General features: G+C 63.3%; 19 protein-coding genes and 1 pseudogene. 4 read left to right on the top strand and 16 right to left on the bottom strand.

The window, feature by feature from the left end:
* Positions 1–35: 35 nt before the first annotated feature.
* Positions 36–719 carry a hypothetical protein gene (locus AC4FS3_RS02370; RefSeq protein ID WP_143040516.1) on the bottom strand — a complete coding sequence of 228 codons (684 nt, stop codon included), beginning with the start codon at positions 717–719 and terminating at the stop codon, positions 36–38.
* 227 nt (positions 720–946) lie between these two features.
* On the opposite strand from AC4FS3_RS02370, the gene AC4FS3_RS02365 reads away from it, so the two are divergent.
* Positions 947–1,183 carry a hypothetical protein gene (locus AC4FS3_RS02365; protein WP_283176488.1) on the top strand — a complete coding sequence of 79 codons (237 nt, stop codon included), beginning with the start codon at positions 947–949 and terminating at the stop codon, positions 1,181–1,183.
* Positions 1,173–2,141: a sensor domain-containing diguanylate cyclase gene (locus tag AC4FS3_RS02360; RefSeq protein ID WP_491019198.1), complete on the top strand. Its 969-nt coding sequence runs from the start codon at positions 1,173–1,175 to the stop codon at positions 2,139–2,141. The genes AC4FS3_RS02365 and AC4FS3_RS02360 overlap by 11 nt, the downstream gene beginning before the upstream one ends.
* Positions 2,142–2,147: 6 nt before the next feature.
* Here the strand turns inward: AC4FS3_RS02360 and AC4FS3_RS02355 are convergent, their stop codons facing one another.
* Positions 2,148–3,236, bottom strand: a complete 1,089-nt coding sequence (locus AC4FS3_RS02355; protein ID WP_491019197.1) for a hypothetical protein — start codon at positions 3,234–3,236, stop codon at positions 2,148–2,150.
* Positions 3,223–4,062, bottom strand: coding sequence for a hypothetical protein (locus tag AC4FS3_RS02350; protein ID WP_491019196.1), 840 nt, complete (start codon positions 4,060–4,062; stop codon positions 3,223–3,225). The genes AC4FS3_RS02355 and AC4FS3_RS02350 overlap by 14 nt, the downstream gene beginning before the upstream one ends.
* Positions 4,063–4,411: 349 nt before the next feature.
* Between AC4FS3_RS02350 and AC4FS3_RS02345 the strand changes: the two genes are divergently transcribed.
* Together AC4FS3_RS02345 and AC4FS3_RS02340 are read left to right on the top strand one after the other, a co-directional pair.
* Complete coding sequence (locus AC4FS3_RS02345; protein ID WP_491019195.1) at positions 4,412–4,741, top strand: hypothetical protein; 330 nt, start codon at positions 4,412–4,414, stop codon at positions 4,739–4,741.
* 349 nt (positions 4,742–5,090) lie between these two features.
* Positions 5,091–6,040, top strand: a pseudogene (locus AC4FS3_RS02340) (IS5/IS1182 family transposase).
* Between the two features lie 465 nt (positions 6,041–6,505).
* On the opposite strand, the gene ocd reads toward AC4FS3_RS02340, so the two are convergent.
* The 13 genes from ocd to AC4FS3_RS02275 all read right to left on the bottom strand — a co-directional run bounded on the left by ocd (position 6,506) and on the right by AC4FS3_RS02275 (position 20,229).
* Complete coding sequence (ocd, locus tag AC4FS3_RS02335; protein WP_491019194.1) at positions 6,506–7,576, bottom strand: ornithine cyclodeaminase; 1,071 nt, start codon at positions 7,574–7,576, stop codon at positions 6,506–6,508.
* 17 nt (positions 7,577–7,593) lie between these two features.
* Positions 7,594–8,475, bottom strand: coding sequence for a branched-chain amino acid ABC transporter permease (locus AC4FS3_RS02330; RefSeq protein WP_198835334.1), 882 nt, complete (start codon positions 8,473–8,475; stop codon positions 7,594–7,596).
* Between the two features lie 7 nt (positions 8,476–8,482).
* Positions 8,483–9,187 carry an ABC transporter ATP-binding protein gene (locus AC4FS3_RS02325; protein ID WP_198835333.1) on the bottom strand — a complete coding sequence of 235 codons (705 nt, stop codon included), beginning with the start codon at positions 9,185–9,187 and terminating at the stop codon, positions 8,483–8,485.
* A gap of 3 nt (positions 9,188–9,190) precedes the next feature.
* Positions 9,191–10,351 carry an ABC transporter substrate-binding protein gene (locus AC4FS3_RS02320; protein ID WP_198835332.1) on the bottom strand — a complete coding sequence of 387 codons (1,161 nt, stop codon included), beginning with the start codon at positions 10,349–10,351 and terminating at the stop codon, positions 9,191–9,193.
* Between the two features lie 2 nt (positions 10,352–10,353).
* A complete protein-coding gene (locus tag AC4FS3_RS02315; protein ID WP_491019193.1) occupies positions 10,354–12,186 on the bottom strand; it encodes a branched-chain amino acid ABC transporter ATP-binding protein/permease in 1,833 nt (610 codons plus the stop codon).
* A 160-nt stretch (positions 12,187–12,346) separates the two neighbouring features.
* Positions 12,347–13,300: a 2Fe-2S iron-sulfur cluster-binding protein gene (locus tag AC4FS3_RS02310; protein ID WP_491019192.1), complete on the bottom strand. Its 954-nt coding sequence runs from the start codon at positions 13,298–13,300 to the stop codon at positions 12,347–12,349.
* Positions 13,300–13,851: a pyridoxamine 5'-phosphate oxidase family protein gene (locus AC4FS3_RS02305; protein ID WP_198835329.1), complete on the bottom strand. Its 552-nt coding sequence runs from the start codon at positions 13,849–13,851 to the stop codon at positions 13,300–13,302. Before AC4FS3_RS02305 ends, AC4FS3_RS02310 begins: the two co-directional genes overlap by 1 nt.
* A 13-nt stretch (positions 13,852–13,864) precedes the next feature.
* Positions 13,865–15,178, bottom strand: coding sequence for an aspartate aminotransferase family protein (locus AC4FS3_RS02300; RefSeq protein WP_491019191.1), 1,314 nt, complete (start codon positions 15,176–15,178; stop codon positions 13,865–13,867).
* Positions 15,175–15,975: an N-formylglutamate amidohydrolase gene (locus AC4FS3_RS02295; protein ID WP_491019190.1), complete on the bottom strand. Its 801-nt coding sequence runs from the start codon at positions 15,973–15,975 to the stop codon at positions 15,175–15,177. The genes AC4FS3_RS02300 and AC4FS3_RS02295 overlap by 4 nt, the downstream gene beginning before the upstream one ends.
* Positions 15,975–17,303 carry a type I glutamate--ammonia ligase gene (locus AC4FS3_RS02290; protein WP_491019189.1) on the bottom strand — a complete coding sequence of 443 codons (1,329 nt, stop codon included), beginning with the start codon at positions 17,301–17,303 and terminating at the stop codon, positions 15,975–15,977. The genes AC4FS3_RS02295 and AC4FS3_RS02290 overlap by 1 nt, the downstream gene beginning before the upstream one ends.
* Positions 17,300–17,950, bottom strand: coding sequence for a cysteine hydrolase family protein (locus AC4FS3_RS02285; RefSeq protein ID WP_491019188.1), 651 nt, complete (start codon positions 17,948–17,950; stop codon positions 17,300–17,302). The genes AC4FS3_RS02290 and AC4FS3_RS02285 overlap by 4 nt, the downstream gene beginning before the upstream one ends.
* Positions 17,947–18,852 (bottom strand): MurR/RpiR family transcriptional regulator, encoded by a 906-nt coding sequence (locus AC4FS3_RS02280; RefSeq protein WP_491019187.1) that lies wholly within the window; start codon positions 18,850–18,852, stop codon positions 17,947–17,949. The genes AC4FS3_RS02285 and AC4FS3_RS02280 overlap by 4 nt, the downstream gene beginning before the upstream one ends.
* 573 nt (positions 18,853–19,425) lie before the next feature.
* The gene (locus AC4FS3_RS02275; protein WP_491019186.1) at positions 19,426–20,229 is read right to left on the bottom strand and encodes a DUF1217 domain-containing protein; all 804 of its coding nucleotides are present in this window, start codon (positions 20,227–20,229) and stop codon (positions 19,426–19,428) included.

Here is a 20,229-nt window from a genome sequence, read left to right as displayed (position 1 = left end):
CGGCCTTGTGCTGGGGGGTCACCTTGCGCATCTTCTCATTTCCATTCCAGATCGGCGCCTGGCGCCGCAAGCGGGGAAAGCATCCTTGTGCTCCCGCCGCCGGTATTGCCCGCCACCGCGCCATAGCCGATGCTCGCATCCAGCACCGGCACCAGCGCCTCGGCGGCCGTCCCGGCGATGCAATTGCGCAACATCACATCCATCACCCGCGCGCCCTGCGGCAGGCCACGCTCGGCCTGGGTCAGCCGCCTGAGCGCGAGAACGCAGGTCACATTGGGGCCCATCGCCTCTTCGGTCCAGAAGTAGAGCCCGAGACTATCCTCGCCGGTCATCAGAGCACCCGGTTTCACCGAAGTGAACGGCGCAGGCGCGCCACCGATCCGGGTGACGAATTCCTCAAACCTGAAGCGCGCCGCCGCCAGATGGCCCAACCGCGTGCGCAGAATCAGAAGGTTATCGCCGGGCACCGCCACGTTGTTTGGCAGCCCGATCCGCTGCTCAGACCCGCCGAGCAAGCCGCGCTGCATCACAAAGGTCATCCCCTGCGGGTTGGCCCATGCCTTCGCGGCCGGAACCGGATGAAACAACTCACGGTCCTCGATCTGTTTTTGTGTCAGACCGAAGGTATCGATTTCATATCCGCAGCCCGTCAACAGGGCGCAGAGGAATGCTCCGGCGATCATTCTGCCGATGCGGGGATAGTCTGCTCTATTCGTCATGCTTCCGGGCCGGATCAGGACATTATTATCGTTTTCGGGATCGCCCCCACGACCCACAACCCCAGGATGATCTGATTCCAGCCAAAAAGGCAACGCACTGGTTAATTTTTGCCGGGAGGTGTGGCACATGGCCGACGGTCGGGACGGGAAGTCTTTACCGATGGCGTCACAGGATTGAGCTATTCAATAAATTAATCAACAATAATGCGCAGCACAGGAGATTATCCATGGAAGCAAGCGAGATGGTGGCCCAGGAGCTGGATCGTGGCCTGCCGCAGTGGAAGGATCTGCCCGACGCCCTTCGCCCGGCGCTTGAACGCCACTGTGCAAATCTTGTCGGCCTCGCTGCTTCTTTGCGTGCAGCAGGCCGGGAGACCAACGATATCCGTGAGCTTGTAGCAGAGCTTTTGCGCAGCTATGGCGCGGATCTCATTGCGGCCCTGGAGACCAAAAATGACGATTAAGCCATTGTTCAGGCTGAATGACGAGGCCGGGCGCCTTGCCGCGCTGCGGCGTTATGAGATCCTCGACAGCGCGCCCGAGACGGAGTTTTCCGATATCGTCGCCCTCGTGAAATCCATCTTCAACACGAAATATGCCGCGATCAATCTGATCGACAGCGAGCGGCAATGGATGAAAGCCGCCGCCGGGCTGGAGCCGCTGGAATGTGGCCGGGGCGATGCCTTTTGCGATCATACGATTCGCGGCACCAGCGCGCTGGCGGTCGAAGATGCCACTGCAGACAGCCGGTTTTCCAACAATCCTTTCGTGACCGGTGAGGCCAGTATCCGATCTTACCTCGGCGTACCGCTGACCAGCCCCGACGGATACAATATCGGCGCGATCTGTGTTTTTGACACCGGGCTGCGCAAATTCAGCGATGCCGATAAGACGGTGCTGGAGAATTTCGCCAAAGTGGTGATGTCGCAATTCGAGCTGCGGCTGATTGCCCGTCAGGACAGTCTGACCGGCAGCCTCACCCGCCGCGCCTTTGTGGAACGCATGGACCGCCTGTCCGGTCGCGAAGACCCGGTTTCCCTGCTGATGATCGACCTTGATCGCTTCAAGCTGGTCAATGACACATTCGGTCACCCGGTGGGTGACATTGTCCTGAAGAGCGTGGCGACCACGATCCAGTCCAGCCTGCGCAAAAGTGATGCGCTCGGGCGGCTTGGGGGCGAGGAATTCGCGGTGTTGCTGCCTGGCGCCGATGCCACGGGCGCGCTGGCCTTTGCCGACCGGCTGCGCAACGAGATCGCCACCCGCAAGCTCGATGAGATCGCCGGGGCAAATGTGACGCTCAGCATCGGGATCGCCGACCACCGCGCAGGAGAGAGCCGTGACGCCTGGCTGGCGCGCGCGGATCACGCACTTTACGCGGCCAAAACGTCAGGCCGTAACCGCTGTGTCGTGGCAGAGTGACGCCGTTTAGCGCAGCAGATTGCTGAAGCGGATGTCAAAGGTGATCTGGTCATAATCCGCAATCGCCGCGGTAGAGCGGCTGGACATCACCCCGAGCCGCAGCGTTACCCCGGGGCGCAGCGAGGCCGAAACACCAAAGCCTTGGCTGCGATCTTCGCGCGGCTGACCAAGGAAGGCGCCGCCCTCCGCCCGCTGATACCAGAGATCAACACGCCAGTCGCGCCCCGCCCGGGCCCAGGAATAGCCCGCCTCGATCCGCTGGCGCAGGACGGTTGTTTCATCCATTCTGGCCCCCAGGGTCAGCGCGATATCGCTGACACCCGCGGATCCGATCCGCTCCAGCGACAGGCGGAGCCGGTCCTGCATTCCGCCGGAGGTCGAGACAGCTTCATATCTCAACCCGGCCTCCTGGACGCTCCTGCCTGTGGCAAAGACCTTTGACAGCTCTGCTGAAAGACGATGGGCGTTGCTGGTATCAAGCTCGCGCCAGCTGCGGGCGCCCAACGCGCAGAGGTCGAGAAACACCCAGTCCTGCACATGATTACGCGAACAGAGGCTGAGTGCAGCATCCGCGCGGCCGATCTCATGACGGGGCGACCAGGCCAGTTCCCCGCCGGCAGTAAGCTCGACCACCCGCCCCGGCCCCCAGGCAAAGCGTGCCATCGCCCCGCCCGCGCCGCCAAAGACCAGCCCGGCCTTCGCGCGAAACGCCGGGTCCGCCTCAAGCACCAGGCCGCCAATGGTCAGCCGGTCCTGCAAAACGCCGCCATTGATATTGCCGTCCCAGCCCAGCACCGGCGCAAAGCTCAGTCGCCGCGCCGTCAGGGACAGCTGCCCCGGCTCAACCCCATAGCCCTGCGCCAGAAGCTCGCGGCGCATGAACCGGGTTTCCGCTGGCCCCAGGTACCCGGCCTCAAGTGCGGTGCCGAAGGCCCGCAGGCGAAGACGTTCGGAGCCGCTCAGAAAAGCGTTGCGCATCAGATCGGCAGGATCGGCTGCCGCCTGCCCCGCCGACTGCCCGGATGCGGCCCCCGCAAGACAGACCCCGACAAGCGCCGCGCGGAACCAGCACCGCAGCGATTTACGGCTTGGCATTCGGATCGCGGCCGAAGAAGACACCGTCCACCGAAACCTCATGGCTGCCTTGGTCACTGGTCAGGGTTCCGCTGCCGGTATAAAGCCCTGACGTCGTCATGCCATGCTGGTCGTTGCTATAGCCCGGCATGCCGCCGACATTGCCGCGCAGGGAACCCGCAATCATCCCCTCCAGCGCCGGGTGACGCACCGCGATGCTGACATCCCCGCCATAGGCCCCGCTGCGGATATTGAAGGGCAGGTTTTCCCCCCTCAGTTCGATCCATGTCTCGGACCCGTTATCGGTGCCGGTGCGCAGGCTGATCGACGCTGTCTGCGCATCGAAGTCAAGCACGAGATTTTCCAGCCCCTGGGCATGATGGCCCGACAAAAGCGGGCCGTCATCGATGGTGACCCAGGCAAAACTCTCCCCCCGGAAGTAGTATTTCCCCTTGGCCTCGATCAGCCTGCCATTACGTTCATTGATGAATTGCGACTGGTCAGCGGTGAGCCGCAAAAGACGGGTCGCTTTCCCGGTGTCGGGTCCTACGCTGGCAATCACCTCTATCGTCATATGCTGCGCATAGGGGGTGCCAGTAAGATCGATCAGGCTGAGATAGCCTGCGGGGCCGCCGGCGGGAGAATCGAACGCGTCGAGAGCCTTCTGCTCGGCCTCGGTCACAGTGATGCGCGATCGCACGCGGTTTCGCTGGTTATGCTTTGTCTGGTAGGTTTCAAATGCTGCGACATCGACGCCTTTGCCTGGTGGCAAATCCGTACCGCCACCGCCCCCGCCGCAGCCCGCGAGCATGGCTAAAGCAAGGAACCATACCGCCAGATATTTCATGGATCTGCCTCATATCGTTGGTCCGGCTCGTCACCCGGAAATCACTTTGCGATTGCATTTATATTCAATGACATCAACCTGAGGATATGAACAGATGGGCTGGTTACAATCCGCCCGCTCTTCTCAGGTGGTGGTTATCCCAGGCCGCTCTTAAGATTGATCCCGTCGAGGACAGCCCCGGCCTGCGAGGTTTATCGGCGGGATCCGGTCGGGCGTAATTCCAGGTGCATCGCGCCACCCCCATCGGCGGAACGCGCCTGATGACAAGACGGCCACCACTCCTGACATGTGCGCGGTTGCCACAATAGGGGGGGCCGCCCCCTGCCGTGATCCGATCTGGATGCCGACTGTGTTCACCCATACCCGTAGCTATCTGTTGAATACCAAGATATCGCGCAAGGCCATGGCGGCCATTATCGCGCATCGCAAAGTGATGCCGCTTCTGTCGGACGACCACTTCCCGGCGGATGGCACGTCGGTCATGGCCTGGGCGTCAGTGAAGAGCTTCCGGCCAAAGGCCGAAGATTCGCAGCGCGATGATGGTCCCGGCGGGCCTGACGCCTGCGACCGGTCGCGCAAGGCGTCAGGCCACGATCGGTCCTGCACCATGGGCCTCCAACCCGTGGCTGCACCATGGCTCGACCTGCGCCAGGCCTGCGTCACTCCGCATATCGCGTGAGACAGGCGCGCTATGCAGCAATCGACGGGCGCACCAACCGGCACAAGGGTTACGTCCTCTCCCTCAGGCACTGCAGCGGATCTCGCCTGCACCTGCGGAGGCTGGTCGTGCAGTCCCCCACTCGCATAGGTTTTGCGGCGTCTCTGGCGGCTGGCCAGACCAGAAATCCGCCGGACCGGGGAGAGGGTGGACGGCCTTTCCCCCAAAGGGCGTGCAAGAGACAGGGACTGCTTCTGCACTTGATGCCAAAGGTCATGGCGCTGCGCCGCGTCTGTCCGGGCGCCACCGCTGCGCCGCCACACCGGTGGCGGTCAGTCATGCGCTTCTCGCCGCCCCGGCACGGACGGAGGTGGCGAGGCGTGGCTCGGACACGGCGACGGAACTGCAGTTCAGCGACTGCGCCCCCGAGGAGCGCATCCCGGCACGGCATCCGCTGTGCAGGATCCGGGCCGTCTTCAACGATACGCTGCCCGATCCGGTTCGGGCAGCAGCTCATCGGGCAGATGGATTGCAACCTGCTGTTTCGCTTGTTCAGGGCCCTGGGGTCGACAACGCTGTCCGGGTCCCGACTGTGTTCACGAAGAACCGTGACCGGCTGCTGATCACGGAGGTGTACCGTTGGGTCATGGCTGCTATTCTGGCGCATCGTGATGTTGAAACGCAGCTGTCCGGACGATCCCTTCCCCGTCGATGGCACCTTGGTGAAGGCCCCGGGCATCGATAAAGCGTTTCCAGCCGAAGGAACGGTTGACCTCCGAAGGCGGCGACGATCCGGGCGATCCGCCAGAGACCTGCGTGCCGTCCATATCCTCCCCCTGACCAGCCCATTGCGGCGCCCGCCCCGATGACACGACCCGCGTGCCGCAACCGAAACGCCGAAGTTGGCATCCGCGGCGAATGACGCTCCAATACGCGCCATGCTTCGACGCTGGTCCGGAGGTCCGGCTGTTCAGGACGACACCCGGCATCGGCGCCATCCTGTGCTTCACGGGGCACCGCACAGATGCAGAACCGCTCCGGCCTGATCGTCCGGGCCGAGCTGACCCCGGCGGATGGCCACGCTGAACGGCGCGGCGCCATCACCATGCTTCACCGCCACTTACCCGGATCGCCCCGGCGCCTGACACTCGCGGCAGACCGTGGCTATGACAGGTCACAGCGGTGCAGGAGGAAGATCGGGCAGCCTTTCGGCCAGGACAGGACAGTCGGACTATGTATCGCGGCATTGAGCGCGCCCGCTTTACTCTGAGAATGGCGGCCTGCAATCTGGCAGGGCTACCGAAACTGTTCGTCGCCTGAGACGGAAGGCGGCTATCCGGCTGCCTCCTTGCACACCGGGCCGCATAGAGCCTTGCGCAAAGGAAGACGTTCCGCACAGCAGAGTTGTTCAGCGGTCTGCGAAAGGCCGCAAGAGAGGCGCGACACGCTTTTGCGGGCGGCCCGGATGGCGAAAAAGGTGTGGGCGCAGGCTGAACAGGAAGCGGTATTATATCCGGTGAGCCAAGAGGTCAGGTTCCGCAAAACATCGGGCCGCGTCAGCACATCGATTTACAAATCAAAATCGGCAAAGCCCCACCGCGCTTCGGCCAGCCAGAATGTCACATAGGTATGGCGCTGGAGATGGGTGAGGCCTCTCTGGTGCCATCACTCATGAGGCGCTGTAGCGGGCTGCCTGTGGCACAGCGCTGTGCGGGTGCCCGGCAGCCCGGTCGGGACATTCCCCGGTTGGCCCCGCCCTCTGCGATCACAGGCGCCGGGCGGGCCTCAGCGGTTGCGCATCAGCATCCCGAAAAGGTCGCGCGGATCATCGGGGTCGGCGATCATATCAAGCTTTTCACAAAGATCGGGATGATGCGCCAGGCAGGAACGGACCACCCGCAAAGCCGAGAAATCCTCGATCGCAAAGCCGACGCCGTCGAAAAGCGTGATCTCGCGGGCGGATGTGCGGCCGCTGACGCGCCCGGCCATCACCTCCCACAGCTCGGTCACCGGGTGGTCAGGTGGCAGCTGCTGGATCTCGCCCTCGATCCGGGTCTGTTCGGGATATTCGACAAAGATTGCCGAACGGCGGAGAATATCCGGATGCAGCTCCGTCTTGCCCGGGCAGTCACCGCCGATGGCGTTGATATGGACTCCGGCCCCGATCATATTATCGGTGAGGATGGTCGCCATCTGTTTGTCGGCGGTGCAGGTCGTGATCACATGCGCGCCGAGGATCGCCTCTTCCGCCGTGGCGCAATCGGTGACGTCCAGACCGAAGCCACGCAGATTGGCGGCACATTTCGCCCGCGCCGCCGGGTCGCTGTCATAAAGCCGCATAGATGTGATGCCATTGACCGCTTTTTGCGCGATGGCCTGAAATTCGGATTGCGCGCCATTGCCGATCATCGCCATGACGCTTGCCCCTGCCGGCGCCAGGTGCTTTGTCGCCAGCGCCGAGGTCGCCGCGGTACGGAGCGCGGTCAGGAGCGTCATTTCCGAGAGCAGCACCGGATAGCCGCTCGACATCTCGGCAAGCATCCCGAAAGCGGTCACCGTCTGCAGTCCATCGCGGGTGTTTTTCGGATGGCCGTTCACATACTTGAAAGCATAGTGCATGCCGTCGGCAATCGGCATCAGCTCCACCACGCCGTCTTTGGCATGGTTCGCGACCCGGGGGATCTTGTCGAATTGCGGCCAGCGCAGGAAGTCGGCGGCGATGGCGTCGGTCATTTCGACCAGCATCCGCTCCAGCCCGATCCGATGCACCAGCCGCATCATATTCGCGACCGAAACGAATGGGACCCAGGCGAGAGCCGAGGGCTCTGCGGAGACGGACAAGGGAGCATCAGACATGAGAGGCCTTTCTGCGCTCAGCTGCGCTGAACACGGCGCGCGGGGATCAGGCCCTGCGGGCGGATCAGAAGGACAAGGATCACCGCCGAGAGCACAATCGCATCCCGGTAGGGCGCAAGTTCGGGCGGCAAGACGGCCTGCAACAGCACCTCGGTCACGCCGAGAAGGAAGCCCCCGACCACAGCGCCCGGCAGGCTCCCGAGGCCGCCGATCACCGCGGCGATAAAGGCTTTCAGCACCGGGGTGAAGCCCATCAGCGGATCGACCGAGGCACGGTTCGCGATCCACAACAGCGCTGCCAGCGCGGCGAAGATCCCCGAGATGAAGAAGGCGGTGGCGATCACCCGGTTGGCCGGGATCCCCATCAGCCGCACCACCGCGAAATCCTCCGAGGCGGCGCGCATGGCGGTGCCCATCACGGTGCGGCGCAGGAACAGCTCCAGCCCCAAAAGCGCGAGAAGGGAAATCGCGATGGAGATCGCCGGGCCGACCCGCAGCGTGATGTCGCCGATGGTCACGGCGCTGGTCATCCAGTCGGGCATCAGGATGGTTTGCGGTCGGGCGGAAACCCCGTTCTGGAACAGAACTTTCAACAGGCTTGAGACCGCGAAGCTGGTCAAGAGCAGACTGGTGACGCTCGCCCCCCGCATCGGGCGAAAGGCCACGCGTTCCATCGCCATTGCGGCGAGGCCGCCGCAGCAGATCGCCACGATCACGGCCAGCGGAAAGGGCACGCCCATCAGAAGGCTGCCCAGAAGCGCGTAGCCGGTGGCGGTCATCAGCTCGCCATGGGCGAAATTGATCAGACCTATGATCGAGAAGACAATGGCAAGGCCGAGGGCCAGCAGCGCATAGACGCCGCCAAGCGAGATCGCATTGATGATCTGTTGCGCAATCATAGCTGCCTCATCCCCCCAGATAGGCCTGGCGCACCAGGTCCGAATTGGCCAGCTCTGCGGCAGGCCCGGTCAGCGCCACCGCCCCATTCGCGAGCACCACCGCATGTTCGGCCACATCCAGCGCCAGCGAGACATTCTGTTCGACCAGCAGGATCGTAAGGCCGCTGTGTTTCAGTTGCTCGATCAGGTCAAAAACCGCGTCGATCACCTGCGGCGCCAGCCCGAGTGAGGGCTCGTCCAGCAGCAAAAGCCGGGGCCGTGACATCAGCGCGCGGGCAATGGCCAGCATCTGCTGCTCGCCACCCGAAAGATTGCCGCCCTTGTTCTGGAAATAGCGCCGCAGGATCGGGAAAAGATCCAGCATCTCGGCCATGCGCTCTTTCAGATCGGCGGCGCTTTGATGGACAGCGCCGCCGAGACGCAGGTTCTCGGCAACGGTCAGGCTCTGGAAAATACGCCGCCCCTCAGGGACCAGCGCCACCCCCATCCGCGCGATCTGCTCGGCCGGAAGGCCGGCAATATCGCGCCCGTCCAGCCGGATGGCGCCACCCGCCGGCCGCACGAGGCCCGCAATGGCACCAAGGGTCGAGCTCTTGCCGGCGCCATTCGCACCGACAAGGGCCAGGACCTGGCCTTTTTCCAGCGCGAAATCGACGCGGGAGACCGCTTCAACTTCGCCATAGACCACGGAAAGGGAGCTGACGCTGAGCATGGGTTACGGTGCCGGAACGTCGGCAGCGTCGGGCGTCAGCGTGGCGATGTGCTTAGCCTCGCCGTTCTCGTAGCGCATCAGCGCAAGCGCGCGGGCGGGCATGCCGGTGGTGCCGGCATAGGTGATTTCGCCGGTGATGCCTTCGAAATGATCAAGGCCTTTGATCGCGGCGCTGATGGCGGCGCTGTCATCCGAATCCGCCACACGGACCGCCTCATCCAGGATCAGGCCGATCTCATAGCCATTGACCTCATAGGTCGATTCCGGTGCGTGACCGGCATATTTGGTGAAGGCCTCGTCAAAACTCGCCAATTTGGACCCCGGCTCAGCATAGCCCGAAGCGGTGTAGACGACGCCGTCCACCAGCTTGCCCAGATCGCGGATCGTCGGTGTGCCAAGCGCATCTGCGCCATAGACCGGCGTGTCGACACCCGCCGCGCGCAGCTGCTGCAGGAAGGCGGGGAAGTCAGGCTCATAGGCGCCGGTCATGATCATATCGGGCTTTTCCGCCAGGCCGCGGATGTTCGTCACCTCGGCCGAGAAATCCGGCTGGCCCATGGTAAAGCTGCCGCGACCGACGATTTTACCGCCCTTGGCCTCGAAGACTTTCGCGAAATATTCCGGGAGGTTGGCGGTATAGGCCGCATCCGGCGAGATCAGCAGATAGGCGGTCTTCTTGCCTTCCGACAACGCGAAATCCGCCACGGCGGTCGCGGCGAGATTGTCGGCGGGATAGGTCCCATAGGCATGTTCCGGCACGGCCACGGTCAGGATCGGCGCGGTGCCACAGAAGGTCAGCGTCGGGATCGAGAGCGGTGCGGTGATCTGGCTGGCGGCAATCGTCGAATCTGCGTCGCAGGGCGTGATCATGATTTTCACGCCGGCATCGACCAGTTCCTGCGCGACGGTCGCGGTCTGCGCCATATCGGTGCGGGTGTCCTTGATCAGAAGCTTCGCGGTATATTTACCACCAAGCCCGCCTTTGGCATTCAGCTCTTCAATCGCCATTTCAAAGCCCTTCAGTGAGGGCTGGTCAAAGGGCGCGAGGCCGCCGGTCTGCGCGGTTGCGACCCCGATCAGGATCTCTTCGGCCTGGGCTGCGGTGTTGAAACCAATCATGGCGACCACGGTGCCAATCCCGAGAAGCGTCTTTCTTCCGGTCATTTTCAAACTCCCTGTTGTTGGATTTCTTGTGTTTTTCTTTTGCGACGGCTGCCGAGATAGGCCTCGATCACCGCCGGGTCGGATTGAATATCTGTGGGGGCGCCATCGGCGATGACCCGGCCCCTTGCGACGACGATGATGCGTTCGCAAAGCGTCATCACGAGGCGCATATCATGCTCGATCAGAATAACGCCGATGCCGCGCTCGGCCCGGACCTGCGACAGGATCGCGACCAGCTCCGCCGTCTCGACCGCATTCATGCCGGCGGCGGGTTCATCCAGCAACAGAAAGCGCGGCTTCAGCGCCAGGGCCCGGGCGATCTCAAGCCGGCGGCGCGGGCCATAAGCGAGCGTCGAGGCAATGCGGCTGGCATCGGCGCGCAGGCCCATACGGTCCAGTTCGCGCAAAGCGGCCGCTTCTGCGGCGGCAAGGCTCGGCTCGACGGTCAGGGCCGCGACCATGACATTTTCCAGCAGCGTCATCGACGGGAAGATGCGCAGATTCTGGAAGGTGCGCGCGATACCGGCGCGGGCAAAGGCACAGGCGCTATGCGCCGAGATCGGGACGCCGGGCGAAACGCTGCCCTGGCTGGGGATCGCGTCCCCCGAAATCAGGTTGAGAAGCGTGGTCTTGCCGGCGCCATTCGGGCCGATGATGCCGGTGATCTGGCGCGCATCAAAGTGCAGATCAATGCCATCAACGGCCGCGACCCCGGCATAGTGGCGGTGCAGATCTTTCACCACGATCTCGCCCTCCGCCTCACGCGGGCGGGCGGCGGGGGCGGGGGTGGCCGGGGGCAGAGCCGGGTCTTGCGGGCGGCCGAGGAACAGCTCGCGCGCGCCGAAAAGCCCCGAAGGTCTGCGCAGGATCACAAGAAGCATCGCTATGGCCAGCGCGCCTTCGGTCAGGCCGAACATTGCCGGGATCTTCAGGCCAAAGGCCTCGAACCCGCCCTCGAACCGGCGCACGATCTCGATGATCAGCGTGGTGAGGATGACGCCGGAAAACGCGCCGAGAACCGACCCCATACCGCCAACGATCAGCATGGCAAGCAGAGTAAAGCTGAGGCTGAAATAAAAATCGGCTGGCGAAAACGCCCCGATAAACTGCGCCTTCATGCCGCCCGCAAGGCCGCAGAGCACCGCGCTCAGCACCCAGGCAGAGATCCTCGGGCCGCGCTGATCGATGCCGGCGGCATTGGCGCCGCGCTCATCCTCGGCGCAGGCGCGGGCGCTGAGGCCCTGGCGGCTGTCGCGCCAGAACCGCGCAACCGCAATCGAGGCCGCGCCAAGCGCCACCGCGCCCCAGAGCCCGACATTGCGCGGCACCCCGTAGAATGGCTGCGCCCCCCGGGTAATGTCGCGGGTGGCGACAAGGCAGGTATAGACGATGATCAGGAAAGCCAGCGTCATGATCGCCGCGCCCGATCCGTTCAGCCGCAGCAAGGGCAGCCCGCTCAGAAACCCCACGACCAGCAGCACGAGGATAACGGCGATGAGCGCTGCGGGCAGCGAAAGCTCCCACCCCGCCAGAAAGGCCGGCAGCTGGCCCAGCGCGGTCTTCTGCACCGCCAGCGGCAGTGTCAGAATGCCGGTCACATAGGCACCGATGCCGACAAAGGCGGAATGGCCGAAGGACACGATCCCGGTATTGCCGCAGAACACCTGCAGCCCCATCACCGCCGTCAGGGTGATCGCAGCGCCGGTCACCACCCGCTGCATTCCGTTCGAGCCGAACGCCGCCACCAGCACCGCGATCACGACAAGTACCGCGATCATCGCGAGGCTGTCAAAAGCGGCGGTGCGGAACGAACCTGGAAGGATCCGCGCGTTCATGGCAGGCACTTTGTCATGGCGGGAACTGGGCCTTTACGTGGGTCAGATTGCGAGGAAGCTTTTGTCTATTTTATTACAGTAACCGTTACATACTTTAAAAAAGTCAATATTGTTTCTTTAGCAGCCGGAAGCCGGCGTCGGATTTCTCAGGTTTTGCCCATCACACAGGCACCACATGGCTGAACTCTTCATGATAAACGGCGCGCATATCGGTGCCGATCTCCTGCAACCGCGCGCGGATGGCGGTGACCATGGCGGGGGCACCGCAGAGATAGGCCTCGGCCCCGGCGGCAAAACCGGCGATTTCAGGATCCTCCAGCAGACGAGCCGGATTCTGCGCCACGCCGTCAAAGCCTGGCGCGGCCCGGCTGCAGGCGAAAATCACCCGCAAAGGCAGCCGGGCGGCGAGATCCGAAAGCTGCGCGCGGCCATAGACATCGGCCTCTTGCGAAAAGCCCGCGATCAGGATCATCGGCGCCGCCGTCTCTGCCGTCAGCGAGGACAGCATAGAAAGAACCGGCGCCAGACCGGTACCGCCGGTCACAAACAGTTTGGGGCGCGGGTTGCGGCGCAGATAGAAAATCCCGAAAGGGCCGCGCAGGCTGAAGGCAAGTTCGGGCCTGGCGCGGGTCTCCAGAAATTCGGCCATCGCGCCGCCGGGCAGATCGCGGACATGGATCACCTGTTCGCCCTGGCCCTCCGGATTCGACATCGAGAAATGGCGCGGATCATCGATGCCCGGAAAGGTGAAATCGACATATTGACCGGGCAGGAACGGCAGCGGGAACTGCATCCGGTATCGGATTTCCCAGACGCCGGCCGAGATGCGCGAGAAGCTGTTGATCTTGGCGCGGCGCAGGCTCGCCGGCACCAGATCGGCGCGGTTATAGCTGAGCGCAAACTCCTGCCCCGGCGCGCAGGGCGTGACGCAAAGTGCGGTCTCGGCCCCGCCCGGATCGGTCGCGTGACAGGTGCCGCAGGTGCCGGCGCGGCAATTGCTTGCGAGTTTCACACCGGCTTTTTCGGCCGCCACCAACACAGAATCGCCCGGCAGCGGCAGGAATTCCACCGGCTCCCCATCGGCAAACGTGATCCTGATCGCATCCCCCGCCATCAGAAATCATCCGAGACATAGCCGGTCGGCAGCCCGTCGATGCTGACCACATTATTGGCAAGCCGGTAGGCCTCGATCTCGTCATCCGATTTGGCGGCAGACCATTTCAGCAGCTCGTCGCGTTCAGTCGCGCCGCTCATATCCGGCACCGTCCAGCCGCAGGAGGTCATCACCTGCGCCACATTCAGCCGGTAGATCTGACGCCGCCCCGGCAGCACCGGGAACAAGGGCAGCAGAGTATCCCATTCGGGATGGTCGGGGCGGATCAGCTCGGCCTGGCCATAAAGGCGCAGCGTCACCGCCTCGCCGGTAAAGGCGCAGAACATCATCGTCATGCGGCCGTTTTCGGTGACATGCGCGGCGGTCTCGTTGCCGCTGCCGGTCAGGTCCAGGTAGGCCACCGTTTTCGCATCCAGGATCCGCAAAGTGTCATGCCCTTTGGGCGAGACATTCACCCGCCCGTCCATCGGCGCCGTGGCGACGAAGAACATCGGCTGTTCCTTGATGAAAGCCTGGAATTTTTCGGGGATAGACGTCCAGCCGGTGCTCATTTCTGCTGTCCTCTCACCACATCATGTAACGGGCGATATCGGCGTCGGAGACCTTGCCCGCCGCCACATCGCCGATGGCCTGACCTACGATAGCCGCGCCTTCTTCGGCCTCGGCCAGGGTCAGGGTCAGAGGCGGCATGAATTCCAGCACATTGGCGCTGAGACCGACATAGGTGAAGGCCGCGCCCAGCTGCCAGCCGCGATAGATGATCTTCGCGGTGGTCGCCGCCGGAACCGGCGCGCGGGTTTCGCGGTCGCTCACAAGGTCGATGCCGATCGCAAGGCCGCGGCCCCGCACATCGCCGATGATCTCATGCTTTTCCGCCAGCGCGCGGAATCGCCCCGCAAACTCGGCGCCCATCGCGGCAGACCGCGCCACCAGACCGTCAGCGGCGACGGTGTCAAGCACCGCATTCCCCGCCGCCGTCACCACCGGATTTCCGGCGGTGGTCAAAAGCGCGAAGGCAGGCGCATGGTCCATGATCTCTGCCGGGCCGATCACCGCCGAAAGCGGCAGACCGCCGCCCAGACCCTTGCCGAAGATCACCAGATCCGGCTCCAGCCCTTCATGTTCAAAGCAATGCATCCGCCCGGTGCGGGCGAGGCCGACCTTGACCTCATCGACCACGACGCGGATCCCATGCGCGCGGCAGCGGTCCTGCACGGCTTTCAGAAAGCCCGGCGGCGGGGTGATGATGCCGCCATCGGACATCATCGGCTCCAGAAACACGGCGGCGACCTGGTCCGGGGGGCAGGTGGTGGCGAATTGGAAATCCATCAGCTTCAGCACCTCGTCGGCGCTGAATTCGGGGCGGTAGGGGTCGGGGTAAGGCAGCAAAAGCACGCCGGGGCGCGGCAGGGTATGGGTCATCGCGGTATGGCCGGAGATCCCCATCGAGCCGGTGAGATTGCCGTGATAGGAGCCGACGAAAGAGATGAACCGCTTGCGCCCGGTCGCCGCTGTCAGCACGCGCAGCGCGCAGTCATTGGCGTCGGAGCCGGAATGGCCGAACCAGACGCGGCGCTCTCCGGATCCGGGCGTGATCGCCAGCAGCTTTTCCGCCAGCGATACCGCGGGTTCATTGGGGTAAAGCAGCAGGCTCGCCCCCGCCATATCTCCCGCAGCCTTTGCCACTGCCGCCGCCACCGCCGGATGGCTGTAGCCGAGGATCGCCGCCCCGGCCGAGCCGGAGAGATCAAGCAGCTCGCGCCCGCCCTCTTCGATCAGCCGATTGCCACGCCCGCCGATCAGGCTGAGCGGTGAAAACCGGAGCCTGCCGATTTCGGCAATCACCCTTGCGTCGCGCGCGTTGAGGCTCGCAGTCATGACCGTGCCTCCGCTGCCAGCGCCGGGATAACGGCGGCGAGGCGGTCGGCCCATTCCTCGGCCCCGGCAGAGGTCGCAATCAGATCATTGCGCAGCTCTACCAGCAGCGCCGGAATGCCGCGCTGATCGCCATGGACCGGGATCGCGTAATCGCTGTCGGTCTCGATCTGATAGGGCTCATTGGTGCCGACACACAGCGCCGGATCGGCGGCCAGCTGTGCGACCATCGTCTCGCCCGCGCGCGCGGCCTCGCCATAGAGAATGCCGATATGCCAGGGCCGCGTCACGCCTTTATAGACCGGCGTGAAGCTGTGGATCGAGATCAGCAGCGTCGGGCGGCCGGTGGCCTGGCGCTGGTTCAGAACCCCCGCGATACGGGCATGGAACGGCGTGAAGATCCGGGCGATACGGCGGGTTCGTTCGGCCATATCCAGCGCAACATTGCCGGGGATCACGGTGCTTTCCGAAAGCTCCGGGAACGCGCTCATTGCCGCATGCGGGCGGTTGAGGTCAATCAGCAGCCGCGAGTAATGCGCCACAAACAAGGGCGCATCGAGGCGGGCCGAGAGGCGGCGCGCCACATCCTCGGCGCCGATATCCCAGGCGATATGGCGGGTCAGATCCGGCTCTTCGAGGCCAAGTCCCTGATATTCCGCCGGCATATGGTTCGAGGCATGTTCGCAGATCAGGACCACCTCCGACGCGCCGTCGGGGTTGATCAGCGAGACCGGCTCTGGCCAGTCCTGCGAGACAGGCCAGTCATAAGCGGCGGTATGAAAGCCCGGGGCGGCGGTCATCAGATCACCCTCGCCCAAGTTTCGCAGATCTCTTTCGGATCGGTCGCGGCGAACTTCGCCACCTCGTCGCGCTTGAGCCCCAGATAGGTCGCAAGGAATTCCGGCGCGAACCAGCCGCAGACGGTCTTGTCTTCCTCCAGCGCCTCCAGCGCCTCGGGAAGGGTCTGCGGCAGGCGGTACAGGCCCAGCTCCTCTCGTTCGCGGGGCGTCAGCAGCTCCGGGTCACCAGTGAACAAGGGCGGCGTCGGCAGGCCGGCGCGGATGCCCTCCAGCCCGGCGAGGATAATCGCGGCAAAGGCAAGATAGGGGTTCGCACAGGCATCGGCGGCGCGGTATTCGACGTTGAACTGGCGGCCCGGGTCTTTGCCGCCGATCGACACGGTCGGGCAGATCCTGAGGCTGGCCTCGCGGTCTTTATCGCCGAGCCAGGTCCAGGCCGCCGACCAGTGATGCGGCTGAAGACGATAATAAGACGGCACCGAAGGCGCGGTCAGCGCGGCCAGCGCCCGCATATGGCGCAGGATGCCTGCGCAAAACGCGCCCGCAACCGGCGACAGCCGCCCTGGCGCATCGGCATCAAACGCCGCCGCCCCGCCATCCGGCGCGGTGAAGCTGAAATGGATATGCACCCCGTTCCCGACCCCGTCGGGTGAAACCTTGGGCGCGAAGCTCGCCTTCCAGCCTGCGGCCTCGGCCATTTCGCGGGTGATCTCACGCAGCGCCACAGCGCGGTCGGCGGCGGTCAGCGCATCGGCGGGGCCATTGGCCAGCTCGAACTGATCCTCGCCATATTCGGCGATGATCACCTCGGGCTCGATCCCGGCCTCTTCCAGCGCCTGCATCAGATTGGTGGCAAAGGGTTCGGTCCGGCGCAGCGCGCTGAGCCCGAAGGAATGCGCCGGCGGAAGATCGGGGGCATCAAGGTGAAACTCATGCTCAAACGCCCCGGTGACGGTCAGCCCGGTCTCGCGGGTGAAATCTGCCATTGCCTCGCGCAGCATCGTACGCGAACAGCAGGACCAGGCTTCGCCCTCAAGCGTGGTGATATCCGACATCACTACATCAAACGGCGTAGCGCGGCCGGTCAGATGCGTTGTGTAGCGCGCCGCCATATCCGGGATCAGCCGCAGATCGCCCGAAGACCCCCAGGGGCTTTCGCCGACAATCGCGTTGAACGGGCCGAGCGAGATATTGGCGTTCACCCAGCCCACGCCGGTCTGGCTGGTCTTTTCCAGCCGCGCGGCGGTGACGAAACGGCCCCGGGTGATCGAAGAGAAATCGGTGGTGACAAGGCCGACCAGCGACTGGCCTTTCGGGCGGTCGTTCATGCTTGCCGCCCCATATCTTCGAGGCGGGCCACGACGGTCGCGGTATCGGTAAGCCAGCAATAGCCGCCAAAGGCGTTCAGCGCATTTTGTTGCCGTTCAGGCGTGATGGTGGCGCAGGCATCCGCGACACAGGTCACCAGATAGCCGCGATCAGCGGCATCGCGCACCGTCATATCGACACATTGATCGGTCAGGCAGCCGGAGACGATCAGCTGCCGGATCCCGAGGTTTTTCAGCACATAGTCGATATTGGTCGAGTTAAAGACCCCGGACGAGGTTTTCGGCAGCATGATCTCGTCGCCCAGCGGCGCCAGATTGGCCGGGGGCAGACCCTCGGGCAGGCTCGGGGGGACATGGATCGGCGTCAGCTTATGGTCAAGCGAGCGGTCGCGGCCATCCTCGGTCAGGCTCTGGATGATGGTATGCAGCACCTCGGCACCATTGCCCCGCGCGGCTTTCAGCAGGCGCTCGGTGTTCGGGATCGCGATTTCGCGGGTGGTTTTGTAGAAATGGTGATCCGGCCCGCGCTCGGGGTGATGCGGGTCAAGCCCCGGCTCCAGCCAGATGCGCTGCATATCGACGATCAGGAGAGCGGTCTCTCCTTTGCGAAACGGGGCATCGCGGGCGGGCAGGCGGTCAGCGGTCATAGGGAACGGTCCTCGGGCAGGGGTGATCCGGTTCCGGCCGCGCCGGAACTCTGGTTGAGGGTGATCTGGCGGCGGTCGCGAAGCTCTTCGATCCGCTCCATCCGGCTGGCGGCGCCTTCACCCATGATGTCGAGCATACGGGTCACGATGGCCTCGACCTGGGCGAGCGCCGGCACCAGGGTGTCAAAGGGCGAATTCACCTCGGTCTGGCTGACAAGGGCGACATCGGCGCTGTCCTCCAGTGGCGAAAGCCATTGATCGGTAAAGAGAATCAGCCGCGCGCCGGCCGCCACGCCATCGCGCACGAAAGACATCACGTCGAGCTGATAGCGGCGGTAATCAAAGGCAACGATCACGTCATTGCGGCCAATATCGGCAAGAAGATCAAATTCCTGCGCCGAAAGCGGCGGCAGCGCGACAACGCCCGGGCGCAGGTGCGCAAGGTAACCCGCGAGGATCAGCGCGATATTGCGGCTGAAACGGCCACCGATGACATGGATGCGGCCCTTCGTTTCTGCCAGCATGCGGCAGGCGCGCTCGAAACTTTGTGCCGGGGTGCCCTCGCCGCTTCGGCTCAGCGCGAAGGCGGCAGAAGAGATATAGTCCGAAAAGGCATCGCCCCGCTCGCTCTGGCCGCGCCGCGATTCAAGCATCTGCAAGGGCGAATGCAGTCGCGCCTCGATCTCGGCCAGCACGGCGGCCTGAAAGGCGGCAAAGCTTTCATAGCCCAGTTTCGCGACCAGCCGCACCACGGTCGGATCGCTGACCCCACTTTTGCGGGCCAGCCCAGAAACAGTGCCAAGCGCCGCCGCAGGAAACTCCGCAAGGATCTGACGGACGATCCTTTCCTCGGAGGGCGTCAGCCCGAGATCACCGCGCAACAGCAGGTCCCTGACAGCCATAACTAGCGCCCCTTCGCAGTGAATTCGCGATCAGCCTGCTGTGCCATGCCTGACTTGTCTACAGAAATTTCTTCATTTTTTATCATTACTGTAAAAAATGTTGAAATATAAACATACGATATGACTGCAAGGCCTGCCCCAGAGACGTCATTCGTGGCTAGCACCTGTCACGTGCCTCTACAGTGAAAAGCGCCGACTGCGCCCTTCGCCATGCCGCTGTCAGCTTTTTCGGCGCCCGGGACGCGTCTGCCCTGCGTTTCTGCCGCGAACGAAAATGACTTTCGCAGCCGGGCCTTAACCAGTGTCGCCTTCGTCGGCTCACTCCTCACCAGGCGCCGCTATACTGCCCTGATCCGAAGCGACTGCCTCTGTCAGGAGATCCTCACTCTGCATCGCCCGCACGCCAGAACGGAATGATGGAAAGGGTCATCCGAACGCCGAAGGTGCAATGCACGCATCGCCGCCGCGTTAAGAGTATGCAGCTTGCAACCCGCCGATCGGCAACTGAATCCTGTTCCACAAATCCCGACACGCGTATCAGCTACTTGCCATGTGCAGACCAGAACCCAGTTTCTATTTTGCTGTGCCGCGACGTGCTGCCAGCAACACAAGGGCATTCTGAGCCGGGGAGCTGCTCATGGTTGTCAGAGAATCCCGCACGATGTAATTTCTGACCAGCTTCTCCATCTTTGAACTTTCGCTGAACTGGCTCACCGTGGAGGCGCCAAACTGGCTTTGTGCCCTGGATTTCAGCACACGAAGCTGTTGGTCAATGTCAAGATTGCTAAACCCGGTCGGCAATCCGAAAGATTTTTCAAAGACCTGCCGCAATGGTTTGTTTCCCATGATGGTAAACCATTTCGTATCCTCGTTCGCCGGGGAGGTCGCCAGTTTCCCGATTTCTCTTTCCGCGTTTAATGCAAGTCGGAAAGAGTCATTTTGCTCTCCGACTGCCGCCTCGAACTGACGCACGTAATATTGATCAAGCAGAGCATCAGCGAACCCCTCGCCAAGGGTCTTTGGCAGCTGAGTTCCATCCAGACCAAAGCTTGCCGCAAACGCCCGGTAGCTTTTATCCGCAAGTCGATTCGAGAGGTCTTTTGGGGAATCGACTCCATCTGAAAGGATCTTTTTGACGAATCCCTTCGCATTTATGTCCTGTTCCAGGCCAAACGCACTCAATGCGATCTTTAACAACCTACGATCAGATACAAGGTCCTCGGCCGAGGTCACGGTCCCGATTTTATCGCGAAAGTACTGCGCGTCTCGCTGATTTACCGGCGACTGCTGAAAAGCTTTCTCTTGCGCCGACATTGTTCGCTTCAGCAAAAGCCAGCCGCCATAGCCATCAGCAGGGAGGACCGGCTGAAAACTCAT

The organism is Pseudogemmobacter sp. TB195 (assembly GCF_058313095.1).
Note: the sequence above shows the minus strand (reverse complement) of the source record. Positions and strands in the feature narration are given on the sequence as shown.